The sequence below is a fragment of the Paenibacillus auburnensis genome, from assembly GCF_927798115.1.
GTDB classification, from domain to species: domain Bacteria; phylum Bacillota; class Bacilli; order Paenibacillales; family Paenibacillaceae; genus Paenibacillus_AQ; species Paenibacillus_AQ auburnensis.
The window spans coordinates 1-14818 of sequence record NZ_CAKMMG010000006.1 but is presented as its reverse complement, the minus strand read 5'-3'; the positions used below and the strand labels follow the sequence as shown (position 1 = coordinate 14818).

At 53.4% G+C, this 14818-nt stretch carries 10 protein-coding genes; 6 read left to right on the top strand and 4 right to left on the bottom strand.

Annotation, left to right across the window (positions count from 1 at the left end; translation table 11 throughout):
• Positions 1-85: 85 nt before the first annotated feature.
• From pulA to L6H70_RS18960, 3 genes are all read right to left on the bottom strand, one after another.
• Positions 86-2044 (bottom strand): type I pullulanase, encoded by a 1959-nt coding sequence (pulA, locus tag L6H70_RS18970; RefSeq protein WP_236335607.1) that lies wholly within the window; start codon positions 2042-2044, stop codon positions 86-88.
• Between the two features lie 135 nt (positions 2045-2179).
• On the bottom strand, positions 2180-2797 hold the full coding sequence (locus tag L6H70_RS18965) for a C39 family peptidase (RefSeq protein WP_236335605.1): 618 nt from the start codon (positions 2795-2797) through the stop codon (positions 2180-2182).
• A complete protein-coding gene (locus L6H70_RS18960) occupies positions 2794-6336 on the bottom strand; it encodes a PAS domain-containing hybrid sensor histidine kinase/response regulator (protein WP_236335603.1) in 3543 nt (1180 codons plus the stop codon). Before L6H70_RS18960 ends, L6H70_RS18965 begins: the two co-directional genes overlap by 4 nt.
• Positions 6337-6623: 287 nt before the next feature.
• On the opposite strand from L6H70_RS18960, the gene L6H70_RS18955 reads away from it, so the two are divergent.
• From L6H70_RS18955 to L6H70_RS18945, 3 genes are all read left to right on the top strand, one after another.
• Positions 6624-7442: a hypothetical protein gene (locus L6H70_RS18955; protein WP_236335601.1), complete on the top strand. Its 819-nt coding sequence runs from the start codon at positions 6624-6626 to the stop codon at positions 7440-7442.
• Between the two features lie 88 nt (positions 7443-7530).
• Positions 7531-8631: a glycosyltransferase family 4 protein gene (locus tag L6H70_RS18950; RefSeq protein ID WP_236335599.1), complete on the top strand. Its 1101-nt coding sequence runs from the start codon at positions 7531-7533 to the stop codon at positions 8629-8631.
• Between the two features lie 207 nt (positions 8632-8838).
• Entirely contained in the window at positions 8839-9165 is a 327-nt protein-coding gene (locus L6H70_RS18945; protein ID WP_236335597.1) for a P-II family nitrogen regulator, read from the top strand.
• A gap of 110 nt (positions 9166-9275) precedes the next feature.
• Here L6H70_RS18945 and L6H70_RS18940 read toward each other — a convergent pair whose 3' ends face one another.
• Positions 9276-10517 carry a DUF445 domain-containing protein gene (locus L6H70_RS18940; protein WP_236335595.1) on the bottom strand — a complete coding sequence of 414 codons (1242 nt, stop codon included), beginning with the start codon at positions 10515-10517 and terminating at the stop codon, positions 9276-9278.
• 237 nt (positions 10518-10754) lie between these two features.
• Between L6H70_RS18940 and L6H70_RS18935 the strand changes: the two genes are divergently transcribed.
• The 3 genes from L6H70_RS18935 (at position 10755) to L6H70_RS18925 (ending at position 14650) form a co-directional block, all read left to right on the top strand.
• Positions 10755-11618, top strand: coding sequence for a Cof-type HAD-IIB family hydrolase (locus L6H70_RS18935; RefSeq protein ID WP_236335593.1), 864 nt, complete (start codon positions 10755-10757; stop codon positions 11616-11618).
• 10 nt (positions 11619-11628) lie between these two features.
• The gene (locus tag L6H70_RS18930) at positions 11629-12087 is read left to right on the top strand and encodes an Imm30 family immunity protein (protein WP_236335591.1); all 459 of its coding nucleotides are present in this window, start codon (positions 11629-11631) and stop codon (positions 12085-12087) included.
• Between the two features lie 232 nt (positions 12088-12319).
• A complete protein-coding gene (locus L6H70_RS18925) occupies positions 12320-14650 on the top strand; it encodes a UvrD-helicase domain-containing protein (protein WP_236335588.1) in 2331 nt (776 codons plus the stop codon).
• Positions 14651-14818: the final 168 nt, after the last annotated feature.

The window sequence follows — 14818 nt, the reverse complement described above, 5'->3', positions numbered from 1 at the left end:
ATAAAATGGAAAAGAAACGGGTACCCTCCCCTTTCGGGGCGGTATCCGTTTCTTTTCCAGCAAAGCATATAGCAAGTGATGCTGCCTAAGGCTGCACAGCCAGCACAACCATTCCAAGTCCCCGGACTGCCAGCTTACCTCCGGCAACACCCGTGACCAGCTCATCCCCGAACAGGATGCTCCATTCTCCAAGGGCAGGCAGGCTCAGCGAAGCTCCGTCCGGATTCGCATTATAGAGCACATACAAGTGCTTAGCGGAATCTCCTCCGGCATGATCACGCAACGTGTAGGCGACCGTACCGGCCGGCGACCGCTCAAAGATAAGGCGGGTGCGGATTTCTTCCGCCGTGCGCAGACGGAAGGCCGGATGCGCCTTGCGCAAAGCGATAAGCCGTTTCATATAAGCGACATCACTGGTATGCGCAGCGCAGCGTTCCCAATCCATGCGGTTGATCTCAACGGGCGACTTATAGCTGTTCTCAACCCCGTCCTTTGTACGCATGAACTCCTGTCCGGCGTGAACAAACGGAATCCCTTGGCTCGTCAGCACCATGGCCGAGGCCAGGCGGTGCATCGCTTCGCGGCGGGAATCGCTTACCCCCTCCGAGGACAGCACGATTTTATCCCACAGCGTATGGTTATCATGGCATTCCATGAAGTTCACACACTGCTGCGGCTCGTCAGCAAACTGTCCTGTAGCTTGACCGTACACTACTCCGCCGGTAATGCCTGTCTTTACAGCCTGTTCAAGACCACCCTTGCCGCCGATAAATCCCGGCTCTTCATACCGGAAGATGTTACCCTTCACTGCATCGCGGAAGCCGTCGTTGAAGTGCCCGATGCCCGGCAGCACATCCGCGTTACTCTGGCTGGCCAGCCGCGAAGGGGAAAGCTCCGTGTCCATAATCCAGCCCTCGCCAATCGTTAGGATCGAAGGATCGATCTCATCCAATCTGCGGCGGACTTCCTGCATCGTCTCAATATCAATAAGTCCCATCAGATCAAAGCGGAAACCGTCGATATGATACTCCCTAGCCCAGTAGAGGACGGATTCTACAATAAAACGGGACATCATCAGCCGTTCACTGGCGACATCATTGCCGCAGCCCGACCCGTTTGACAGACTGCCATCCGGCTTATAGCGCAGATAATAGCCGGGAACCAGCTTGGTGAAATTGACCCGGAACCCGTCATATACATGATTGTAGACCACATCCATAATCACCCGCAGACCGCGGTCATGCAGCGCTTGGATCATAGTCTTCAATTCGCGGATGCGTACGCTCGGTACATAAGGATCGGTGGCATAAGAGCCCTCCGGCGCATTGTAATTCTTCGGATCATATCCCCAGTTATAATGGGGCTGGCTGAGCCTGGTCTCATCAACGCTTTCTGTAGCATAGTCGTAGATAGGCAGCAGTTGCACATGCGTTACTCCGAGGCCGGCAATATGATCAAGTCCGGTAAGAATTCCACCCGGACCGCGGGTGCCCTCTTCCGCCAGACCAAGATATTGTCCCTTATGGGTAATGCCGCTCGCCGGATGGACAGATAAGTCACGCAAATGAAGCTCGTAGATTACAGCATCGACCGGATCGACCAGAAGTGGCTTCTCGTCAGTCCAACGCTCAGGGTCAGTTTTACGTAAATCCAAAATTGCGCCCCGGTCTCCGTTGACGCCAACAGCCCGGGCATAGGGATCTGCCGCTTCATTCCACTGCTCCCCGACACGCACCCGGTATGTATAGAACTTGCCGTCCAAGTCTCCGGCTACCATCAGCCTCCAGACCCCCCGCACATCCCGGGTCATCGGTAAATGCTCTCCTTCAGCTTCCTGCCATGACTCATAGAGCACAACCTCAGCCTCAAAGGCAGTGGGTGCCCATAGGCAAAAGGCAGATTGAGCAGGAGTGTAGCTTAAGCCAAGATCATCGCCATCATAACTGAAAAGATCATCAAAATCCTGGTCGAACACGGAGATTCCGTCCGTGGCCGCCGGATCACCATAATAAATAGGTTCTTTCATTTCTTTTTGTACGGACAAGGCAACCTGTCTCCTTTACCCTTTAATAACTGGAATTATAGCGCCATTATCCATTTTGCGCAAACGTTTGTACAAACTTTTCGCCCGCTCCTCCCTTTACAAGTTAAAGGAGCGGTTCCCGCTTAGACTTCAGGACTAAACCCGGGTGATGTCCAGTGCTACCATTGTGATGATATTCCGATTGGGAAGATAAGGGATGCGCCGCTCCTGCCCCGGGCGGTAGCCGCCGTCCTTAAGGCGGAGTCCATTATCGTGAACAAGGAGCACCGGCCCTTTTCCGCCAGCAGGCTTTTCATAGCCGATCCCCAGAACCCAGTGATAATTGTAGGCAAAATCCCCTTGCCAGCGGAAGCTGCACCATTTATCAAACTTGAGTGCTACCGGCCTGGCTGCATCAATCTCCGCTGTATACCGCTCCATATCATTAAAGACGGTTACAGTGTGCTGCCATCCGTCATGGCCATCCTTCCCGGCAGCTAACCTGAGATATGCATGGAGGCCTCGGGTGAAGCTGCGCACACTCATGCCCCAGGGCCTTCCGCCGTGACGGCTGTATATGTTATTTATATGTGCTGCTTTGGTGTCAAAATGCCTCATTCCAGGAATAAAGGCTACTCCCTGCCGCGTGTGCCAATATTCCATTAACGCTGCCATAGTGGCAGGCCCGCAGGCCGAGCCGGGTGAACGAACGCCCGGCTCCCACTGTGTATAGGGTTCTGCAGGAATCCGGCGGCTTAGCAGTGACTGTGTCATAAGGATATCTTCTCCTGCCGCTCCCGCAGTATACGTTCAATGTCAGAAGCGAGAAAAGGCTTGCTGATAAAATCCTTCATACCTACGGCCAGGCATTTCTCCCGATCCTCCGGTCTGGCGTAGGCAGTTACAGCTACCATATAGGGGCGGCTGCCGGTTACAGGCAGCCTACTAATCCGGGCTGCTGCACTTAGCCCGCTCATTATTGGCATCTGCACATCCATAAAGATAAGATCATAGTCCTGCTGCTGCACCGCTTGGAGCGCCTGTTGCCCATTTTCTACGAGATCGGCGTTGTAGCCTCTTTTCTGCAGCATGGTCAGGAGCAGCTTTTGGTTGATGGGATGGTCTTCGGCAACCAGTATCCGCAGCGGACCGTATTTCGGTTCTGCATGCGGCAGAGCCCCGGCATTCCGCAGCGTTTCCTCCGCCGGCTCCGGCAAGGCGTACGGGATGCTGTCCGCACCCATTCCGCTTTGGCCTGCCGGTTCCTTGTCCTCCGGCCTTACCATTTCCTCAGCAGATTCATCCGGATCACTGTCAATATCGATAGGCAGGGTGAAGTAGAAATTGGAGCCCTCCCCTTCCCTGCTGTCCACGGTAATTGCCCCGCCCATCAGCTCAACCAGCCGCTTGCAGATCGAAAGTCCAAGTCCGGTACCTCCATATTTACGGTTAATTGCCGGATGCAGCTGGGAAAAGGATTGAAATAACAGGGACTGCTTCTCGGACGGAATGCCAATCCCTGTATCCTGGACACTGAATTTCAGGGTCAGCTTGCGGCGGTTAGGACAGAATTGCGTCCCTACAACAATAGAAACATGCCCCGTATCGGTAAACTTAACAGCATTGCTGACCAGGTTAACCAAAACCTGGCGCAGCCGGGCTGCATCCCCCATAATCAGCTCCGGTACATCGGGGTCTATCCGGCAGCTCAGCTCGATGTTTTTTTCCCTGGCTTTGGGCAGGAACAGCTCGGTGACACTATCCATGACGTTTTCCAGGCTAAGCGGCTCATGCACCAGCGTCATTTTCCCGGCTTCAATTTTACTGAAATCCAGAATTTCATTCAGAATATACAGCAGGGAAGCACTGCTCTCACTGATAATATTGGCGTATCCGCGCTGCTCCTCGTCAAGCTCTGTCTCAGCGAGCAGGTCTGTCATGCCCATAATGCCATTCATCGGTGTCCGCAGCTCATGACTCATGATGGCCAGAAATTCCGATTTGGCCTGATCCGCCTTCTCTGCGGATTCTTTAGCGCGGATAATCTCCTTCTCATTGGTGTTGTCCCGAAAGACGACAACCGCACCTATGCGCTCTCCTTTATCAAACAGAGGGGTAACCTGGTATTCAGCCAAAAAGCTCGATCCGTCTTTCCGCCATAACACCGCATCCTTGCTGGAAAGGGACTCCCCGGTCTGGACAGCCCGGATCAGCGGGGATTCCTCAGGCCGGGAATAGATGCCGTCCCGTGCTGTCTGCTGAATGTGGCCAAGATAAGGACGTCCCATAATCTCGCCATAGGCAAAGCCCAGCATATCTGCACCGGCAGGGTTGATAAAGGTTATCCTGCCTTCCGTATCAAGGCCAAATATGCCCTCGGAGACTGCATTAAGGATCAGGGTATAATCATTGCTCAACTTCTCAATCTGCTCGGTATACCGGATGCGCTCGGTAATGTCACGGGAAATCCCGTAGACACCGACAACCTCGTCATCGACGATAATCGGAATATTGACCGTATTGATCTCCACCAGATGCCCATCTTTATGAATCAGCGTGAGTTCATAGCTTTGCGGGAATCCCTGGCAGGCCAAAGAAAAGTGATAATTTGTCTTCTCAATGTCCTTTTCATGCACAAGCGGCCCGTAGTAATTACCGATCAGCTCTTCCATGGAGTAGCCGGACAATTTCTCCAAAATAGCATTTGCAGTTAAGTAATCCCCCTGCAGGTTCATCGAATATACCGCTGACGGATTGTACTCGAACAGCGATTTGTATCGCTGCTCATTCTCCTGCAGCCTCGACTCGAATTGTTTGCGCTCCGTAATATCTCTGGCGACGGCAATAATCTCCACCAGCTGTCCCTGCTCATCAAAAATGTAACGACTGTTCGTCTCGAACCAGATATAGCTGCCGTTTTTGTGGCGGTACCGGTAAGAGATCGGCGAAATGAAACCGGCTGCCTTGTTCTGCATCATCTTTTCCTGTATCAGGGGCAGGTCGTCGGGATGCAGATAGTCATAGGCGCTGGTACCGACCATCTCCTCAGGCTCGTAACCAAGTAAAGTACGGCTAGCCGGGGAGCAATACAAAAAGACGACATCGTCGACTGTAAGGCGTGAAATCAGATCCAGTGAGTTTTCGGACATCAGCCGGAAATTGCGCTCGCTCTCCCTGAGCTGCTGCTCCATCTGCTGCCGCTCGGTAATATCCTGCATCATGCCGATTAGCTTGATAGGCTGTCCTTCCGGACTATAGATCACATCCGACTGAATATTTACCGCCAGCAGGGTATTATCAGGGAGGACCAGCCGGTAGGTAGCTTCGCTGGACTCTCCATGGTTGATTGCCAGCTCTACATTCTCATACAAATAGCCCAGGTCCTCCGGATGGACCAGCTTTGCGAACGTCTGGTAATCCACACCGGTTGGACCTACACTATAATGCAGAATACGCCGCAGCTCCTCCGAGAAGGCCAGCTTGCTTTTGACTAAATCCCAGGTCCAGGAGCCGATTCTGGCAACCCGCTGTGCCGCGGCGAGCGCTTCTTCATTCTGTTTGCGGCTGGTCACATTCCGGCCAATGCCCATAATTCTCGTGATTTCATTCTGCTCATTCCGGATAGCATGAAAAGAGGTTTCTAACCAGATATAATGCCCTTCCTTGTGGCGGAGACGGCGGGTATACGTATCATTCTGCAGAAGTCCCTCGAACGACTTGTCCAGGCCTGCGACATCATCCGGATGATAGAATTCCAGGCGGTTCCTGCCGATGAGCTCTTCAGGCTCATAGCCGAGCAGCTTCTTCGCAGAAGGTGAAATAAAGCTCAGGATGCCGTCCGGCTGGGTAAAGGAAATAATGCTTTGATCATCTTTTATAAATAAATCGTATAAATCGCGGCTGTCTACGGTCAGCTGATCTGCGATTTTCCTGTCGGTAATATCTATGGCATAAACTATAATATGCGGGGAGGCCTGTCCCTCTTCTGCACGGACAAGCGTAAGAGACAGCCATACAGAGCGCCCGGCACGGTTGTGGAATCTCAATTCTTTTACTACAGAAGCACCCGGCGGGAAAGCTTTCCCATCAATGCGCCCTGCCAGAGACAATCCTTCCAGTTCCGCCAGCGATGCATGATCCCCGCTGCACAAAGTTCCTTCAAGAAAGTCAGACTCACTACAGCCCAGAATATTGCAAAGCGCGGAGTTAACCTTAATCCACTTGTCCGCCTCTATGGCCCATACAGCCATTCCTACTGGAGACATCATGAATGCTTGATCCAGAATACTGCAGTTCTCTGCCAAGTAATTCATTTTATAGGGGCCCCCTTCTCATGAGCCAGCTCTGTGCAGACTCTCAGTTGTACTTCTACCAGTATACGATAAGAGGAAGCCGGAAGAAATGTACAGCGCGACTTCGGAACATAAATTAAAAATTTTAAATATTGACGGCTCTCTGCGGTTCATTTAGAGTGTTGGTTAATATCACATATTTAACCAATTACGATGGAAGCACCCGTAATAAAGGCTTATTGGCCTTTTACTTACGGGTGCTTTTTGCCGTTTGCGGACAATAGTGAAGACAGGAGGAGAATCCAAAGTTGAACAAGCTTATGAAGACATTCCCTGCAGCACTTATGCTTATGGTGTCCTTATTCACCTCAGCCGGTGCAGCAAGCGCAGCTGCTGCTGTGCTGACACCCTCGATTCAGGCCGCTTTTGAGCTGACTGCCGCCGCCGCTGAATCCTCAGCCAGAGTCAAGCTGAAGAGCCAGTACAGTGAACTCTCTGCCCAGACTGCACAGTATGAGAGCCGTGAAGAACAGATCCGTCTCCTGCATGAGAGCAACGCACAAGCACTGCTTGTGGTCCGTAACCAGATTAAGGAGATCGATCAGGCTGTTGTGGCCAAGCTCACCTCTGCGGTCAGCAGCGCCAAAGAGCATTATCAGCCTCTCTTTGATCAATATAGTGCGCTTAATAACCGGATCACCCTGTTGAAGGGACTTAAAGACAAGACGCTGAATTCCGTACTGCGTACACAGGCGGAGGCCATGAAGTTTGCCGTCCAAATCGCCCGCCAGGAGATCCGGGACAAAGAAACCCTGCTAAAGGCTGCCAAAGAGGAGCGCACCCGAAAGATTGCTGCAGCACGCAAAACCTTAGCCGGCATCGACAGCCCCCAGACCACCATCAAGTCCCAGAAAAGTGTGGCGACCGCACTAAACCAGCGGATAACTGCAGATTTCGGCGACTTTAAGTCCGCCATCCGCAAGCAGAATCCGGTTCTTGCCGGACAATCCCTGACCTCACTCCTTTCCGGATACAAGCAGATCGCCGCCAGTAAACAGAAAATCATCGAGCTGGAACAAAAGATTGCTGCAGTGATTGCAGCGACAACGAAGCAAATCGCCGCCTGAACTAACCCCGGGGTGTCTTCCGCCTGTCAGTCCGCATATGGTAGGAAAGAGAAAACATCCGTTAATGGGCCTTGAGGAGGCTGGAGCTATGCATATCTGTATTATTGCCCCGGAGCAGTTCCCGGTACCTGGAGACGGATCTGTGGAGATCTGTATTTGGGCCATCGCCAAACAGCTCGCCCGGAGACATAACGTAACAATTCTAAGCCGTACAACAGCCCTTCTGCCTGAATCAGAGGAACTGGAGCAGGTACGGATCATCCGGCTGGCTTCAGGAACTCCCGCCCGTTATCGGGCTTCCGTGCTTCACTTTCTGGAGGGGGAATCCTTCGATGTGATTCAGGTCGATAATCGTCCGCTGCTGATGGCCGCCGTGAAGCAGCAGCATCCGGAGACCCCTGTACTGCTGTATCTCCATTCCCTGACCTTTGTACCGGCAGAAGCAAGAATTGCCCGCAGCCTTGCATACGCCAATACCGTTGCGGTCAACAGCCGGTCTTTGCAGAAGCGGCTTTCCAGGCGTTTTTCGGGGCTTTCCAGTAAGCTCAGTGTCGTTCCGCTGGGAGCCGACTTATCTCGCTTCACCCCTGTTGAATTGCCGGAGCGTCTGCTTCTGCGCAGAAAATACCGGCTTCCACCGAAGTTTACTGTATTGTTCGTGGGCAGGGTTATTCCTCGTAAAGGAGTACCTGTGCTGATCCGGGCCATGCAGCATCTGAACAAACGCCTGCCCGCCCATCTGATCATCGCAGGCCCGGGCAAACCGTTATATATCCGTAAGCTCAGGAGCCTGGCCAGCCGGCTCGGCGTATCTGTGACCTTCCTTGGCACTATCCCCCACGAACATATACACGGCTTGTATCAGGCTGCTGACTGTTTCGTCTGCCCTTCCCAGCGGCATGAATCCTTCGGATTAGTGAATGTGGAAGCTATGGCTTCAGGCCTGCCGGTCATCGCTTCGAACAATGGCGGTATCCGGGAAATCATCACTTCAGGTCATAACGGCTATCTGGTGAACCGGTACCAGGAAGCATTGCCTTTTGCAAGGCTTATGCTCAGGGTAGGCCGAGATCCCAAACTAGCGGCAAAGATCGGAATGCAGGGCCGCAGCGATGCGCTGCGGACTTTCGAATGGCAACATACTGCAGCGCATTTAGAGGAGCTGTACGGCCTGCTACTCAAGCCGTAACCGAGGAGTCTACCTAACAGGCGCTCCTCTTCCTTTGCGACAATGTGTAACAAAGGAATTGTGATCATCCTCGCAGGATATAGGCAGCTGTAGCTATTATACTCATATTGTAAGCGTTGCCAATAACAAACTGTGTTAGTTTATACCGCTATCAAGATGCTGGCAACCCCCTACAACAACTATTCGCTGTAGAAAGGGTGCATCGTTATGTTAATGATCAAAGCCATTGTAAGACCCGAGAAAGCGGATGCGGTCATGGCTGAATTAATGCTGGCCGGCTTCCCCTCCATCAGTAAAATGGATTTGCTGGGCCGCGGCAAACAAAAAGGAATTCAAGTTGGAACCAACTACTACAATCAAATCTCCAAAAAGCTCCTGATGATTGTCATCAATGATGATGAGAAGGACGATGTCATCAGCATTATTATGAGAACGGCAAGAACCGGCGAACAAGGCTCCTTCGGTGACGGCAAGATCTTTGTCCTGCCTGTGCTGGAGACCTTCACGATCAGCAACGGTAAAAACCAACTGTAGCCGCTTATCTTCCTAAGTCATATCTCCATATTAAAGAGGCAGCAAAGCGTCGCCTGGACGGAAATCCCGCTCCAGGAAACGTTCTGCTGCCTCTTCCAATTGCCTTATCCTCAAATCATCTGGATGACTGTCAGCACCAGACCCACGACAAAGCCGCATACGGCGCCGTTGACCCGGATCCACTGCAAATCCTTGCCCACTTTATCCTCCAGCATGTTAACGAGGCTAGCATCGTCCATTTGATCCAGGTTTTCTTTGACCAATACACCAAGCCGGAAATGATTAGCCTCTACGATATTAATCAATGAAGCCCGAATCCGTTCTTCCCAGCCCTGAATCCACTCCTTCTCCCCGCTGATACGGCGGATCAGCATGGCATAGAGCGCGAACAGCCTGCGCCCGCCGGAACTGCGGTCCTCCTCCAGCATTGCAGCTGCCTTGCCACGGAAAACCTCCAGCTGCTGGCGCAGAAACGCAGCTGCTTCTTCGCCCTGCAGCTCTTTTTGCGCCCAGTCTTTCAGCGCAGTGATCTTCGCTTCGTCATTTACAAGCTGGAATATGGCGACGCGGATTTCGCGGATCATTTCTTCCCGGTATGGACTGTCTGCTTCGCGGAAATCGCGGATACCCGACTGCAGCATGCCCTGCAGCATTTCTCCCAGCATGTCTGCGTCCATAAATCCTACAAAGGCCTGAAAGGCCATCCCCTTCAGCCCGCCAAGCTTAACTTCAGCCAGCTTTTCACTGGCGATCTTGCCCAGCATGGCACGCGTCTCCGGACGCCCGCTCCAGCCGGAAATCCCCTCCAGCGCATAATCAAGGGCTGCGGTATCCTTTCCGTCATTCATCAGCCTGGTCGCGATCCGGTCAGCAGCAACACCTAGTTCTGCATCCCGGAGATAGTCCGCGAGAGCCGTTTGAAGATAAGGCACCGCATGTTCCACCGGAAGGCGCTGCACGAGCGCGCTAAGCTGTCCGAGAATTTCGGTTCTTGCTTTTTTTCTGGACATAAATTTCGTCAACAGCCCGCTGCCCAGAGAGACAATGCGGACCTTGCGCAGCTTGTTCTCAATACTTGCCTTGTTCAGCAGTTCATTCTCCATGGCCGAGATCAGTGACTGCACGATTTTGTCCCGGTTCTTGAGCAGCAGTGAGGTATGCGGAATCCGCAGGCCCAGCGGGTGCCGGAACAGCGCGGTAACTGCGAACCAGTCAGCAATCCCGCCGACAAGGCCGGCCTCAAAGCCGCCTCTTAACAGCTCGGTCCCTATATTTTCCGGTAAAAACAGCGTAATCAGAAAACCGCAGGCCATCACGGCAAGCGATATCGTAGCTAAATTTCTGGATTTCATTCCTTATCCCCCTTACCTAAAAACAATTCACAATGGGCAATGTAAGCTTAAAAGCGCTCTGGATGCCAGCTTGTTGGTCTACCTCTCATTGTAACACGACCGGAGTCCTTTCTGAAAATCCTCCACTTACTTGAAAATGGATTTTTTAATTACAAAGAATTAATGATAAAATACAAAGAATCATTTCACTGTCCCAGGTAGGGACAACTTTACGAAGCGAAAAAGGAGAACACTGCCATGCTGATTGCACTTGATATGGATGGAACGCTGCTGAATGAGGACGGCAAGATTAGCCCGGAGAACCGTGAGGCTATTGCAAACGCTCAAAGTCTGGGCCATATTGTGGCAATCGCCACCGGACGTTCGTACATGGATGCGGAGCGGCAGCTGCGGCTGGCCGAGCTGGAGTGCCCGGTGGTCAGCCTGAACGGAGCAGTGCTGACACTGCCTGACGGATCCATTGCGGCAAGCCGGCCGCTCGACAAAGAGGATATTATTCCTGCGCTGCGCTGGATGAACGAAATTAACGAACTTTATTACGAAGTGTACACCAAGGACAATGTATATGTAGAGCTGGACAAGCGTGTCCGCCTGGAAAAATTATCGGAGCTGAAAGACGAAGACATCCCCGACGGAGTAGGCTGGCTGTTGAAGGCGATGATCGCCAAGCAGTTTCAGCAGGCTGCGGTAACTTACGTAGAGAGCATGGAAGACGTGTGGAGCAAAGAAGACAACCATATCTATAAAGCTCTGGCCTTCTCGTTGAACCCTGAAGTGCTCAAAGAAGCATCTACCCGGTTTGCCGCGATTCCCGGCCTCATTATCACCGCTTCCCATGAGAGCAATATTGAGATCAACCACAAGGAGGCCAACAAAGGTAACGGCGTAAGCCTGCTGGCTGCCCACTACGGAATTCCGGCTGAGCAGGTTGCTGTGATGGGCGACAGCTATAATGATCTTCCGATGTTTGAGAAGGCCGGCTATAAAATTGCCATGGCGAATGCCGCTGCCCTGCTAAAGGAAACCGCTGATTTCATCACACTGAGTAATGTAGAGCATGGTGTTGCCGCCGGAATCCGCCATCTTTTGGACCGGAAGTAGGAGGCCACTCATGATGAATATGTATCCGGGCATCGCCCAGCTGTACAACAACCGCCTGCTGCGGACGGAGCTGGAGTGCGAACGGTTTGAACAGGCGCTCGAAGGACTGGCAGGTGATACCGAGGATGCTGTGATCCAGCAGATTTTCAAGGTATTCGATGACGAGACGGAGCACGAGGAAATGATGTTCAGCCTCGTTCATTTTGTGGAAAGCTGCCACATGGAGATGTACCTGACCCAGCTGCTGGAATCGCTGCCTGAGATGCTCGAGCCTGCCCGGGGCTGGGCCATCGTGCTGAACGAGCGGATCTTGAGCGACGATATGTTCCTGAAGGAATATGCCGCTATAGCTAAAGGCATGCCTCCAAGGGTGAAGCGGGCACTGGCTTTTCTGCTCGAAGAGATCCGGGAGAACAAACCCCGCGGGTACGAGCGCAAAGTGAACTATGTGCTTGGAAAGATAAAGTGACGGTGGCCCGAAACCCGGAAGGCTGCCGTTAAAAAGGGCCACTGCTTAAAATGCCCTGGATGGGCCCACCCTGCAATTTATCTCATTTCGGCATTTCCCCCTCTGTAGCACCGGTTCCCCATACGCGCCCCATCCTCTGGCATAAAAATAACATTTCGCCAAAACAGATACGTGGTATAGTGTAAGTTGGCAAAAATCAACCCGTTAGTGGACTTAAATGAAGGTGAATCTAATGAACAAGCTCTTATTTCATAATATACCGCTGGGTGCAACCGGTGAGCGCATTCCCCAGGCGGCCATCGCTTCAGCCCGGACCAGCCGCGAGATGGTGAAGCCGGAGGAAAGTGATGCCGCTTATTTCCGCAGGCTGGAAGAAGGGGGCATTCTGCTCAATCAGCCGCAGATCGCGGCAGTACGGCATCATCAGGGGCCGCTGCTGACACTGGCCGGTGCAGGCTCCGGCAAAACCTCGGTGCTGATCTGCAGGACCGGCTATTTGCTGTCGGTGCGGGGCATCTCGCCCAGCCGGCTGCTGCTGCTGACCTTCTCGAGCAAGGCGGCTGCTGAAATGCGTGAGCGCATCGCCTTGCTCCCGGGTGTGGAGGAAAGCGATGCCGCCCGTCTTCAGGCCCGCACATTCCACTCCTTTTTTCTCTATTTCCTGAGAAGACAAGGACTGCGGCAGGACATCTTTCATGAGACGCGCCGCCAGCATATCCTGCTGAAGCAGATTATGCGGGAGCTGGGGCTGCCGAAGGATGCCTATCCGCCGGAAACACTGCTCGCCCTGCTCTCTTCCTGCAAGATGAATATGGGCGAGGCGGAGAATCTGCCGGAGAGCACAACCGCAGAACAGGAAATGAAGGCGATCCTGGTCCTGTACGAGCAATGGAAAACCGATAATTTCAAAATCGATTTCGACGATGTGCTGCTGATCGCATACAAAATGCTGCGGGAGCAGCCCGCGCTGCTCCATGAATTGCAGCAGAAATTCCAGTATGTCATGGTCGACGAATTTCAGGATACGAACGCGCTGCAGTATGAGCTGGTCAAAATGATTGCCCATCCGCAGCACAATCTGATGGTTGTCGGCGATGATGACCAGACGATCTATTCTTTCAACGGCGCGCGCAGTGAGTTCATCCTCGAATTCGAGAAGCTTTACCCGGGCGCCAAGGTAATCACGCTGGATATTAACTACCGCTCCGGCCCGGCTATTGTCGGCCTTGGCAACGGCATCATCCGCCATAACCTGCGGCGGCGCTCCAAAACGCTGCAGGCCGCCAAAAACAGCGGCAGCCAGCCCCGGTATCTGCGCCCGCAGACCGCGGATGAGGAAGCCGAGCAGATTGTTGAACATATTGTCAGCCAAGTGGACAGCGGAAACAGGGAATACCGTGATTTCGCCCTGCTCTACCGCGCCTCCAGCAGCAACCGGGCGGTGCTGGAGCTGCTGCTCCTGCGGGATATCCCCTATGTGGATTACGGGGAAGGCCAGCTGCTCTACGAGCACTGGCTGATCTCCCCGGTGCTGGATCATCTGCGGTTGTCACTGAACCGGCGCAACTTCGCAGCGATGGAGAACATCCTGCCGACCCTCTATATGAGCCGGGAAAAAGGCATGGACCATATCCGCCGGATGGAGGCTGTCCAGCCCAAGCAAGGACCGCTGATCCATCTCCTGTCGCTGCCGGGCATGGAGGATTTCAAAGGTGCTAAGCTGCGGGACCGGCTGGAGCTGATACGCGGGCTGTCGGCGTTAACACCGGTGCAGGCGATCCGCCAGATCCGCACGAACTTCTATGACTATTTCATTGAAGCCAATGAACGGCACCAGGCTACACTGCACCGTGAGACGCTCAAGGAAATGCTAGACGAGCTGGAGTCCTCTGCTGAACGGTTCGACAGCATCCCGGTCTTCCTCGAATTCATTGCTAATATTACCGAGCGGAATGAGCAGAGCCGCCAGCCCGGCCTGAAGGAGCAGGGCAACCGGATTGCGCTGATGACCATTCACAAGTCCAAGGGGCTGGAGTTCCCTGTTGTCTTCCTGATCGGCGCATCGGAAGGCATCCTTCCCCACAGCTCGGCGCTCGAAGGCGAGCGGCTGAAGGACCGGAAGACTACCAAGCCCCCGGCAGCCGGCACCTTCAAGACCGGCAGCGAATCCGGCATTGCCGCACTGGAAGAAGAGCGGCGGCTCGCCTACGTAGCCGTCACCCGGGCCCGGGAGGAGCTGTTCATCAGCTCACCGGCCAGACACCGGGGGAAGAAAGCGGAAGTCTCCCGCTTTATGCTGTCCGCCTTCCGTGCAGCAGCCGCCCCTTCCCGGCCTGCGCCCGCCTCTGTGGCGGTAAGCAGAACCGGCGTGACCAGATCGTATTCCTCCGGCAGCGGAGCGAATGTACGGATGCATACCGTTCCGGTCTGGAACTGTACCGGTACAAGCTGCCCGGGTTGGACCCGGATGAAGGCAGGCGGGGCCGAGGATCATCTGGCCTCCAAGCCCTGCCCGCTGTGCAGCTCGCCCATGGCGAAAAGTACGCGGGAGGTTCCTGTATAATACAGGACAGACTCACCTGCAGACAAAGCCCCTTTCCACAGAACAAATGTGAAGTGCACCCCTTAGAATAGACATTGGAATAAACCCCTGGTTTATCCGATGAAATCTAAGGGGTGCATTTTTTATGGTGAAAAAAGGACAAAAGTTCACAACGTATTCATATGAGAT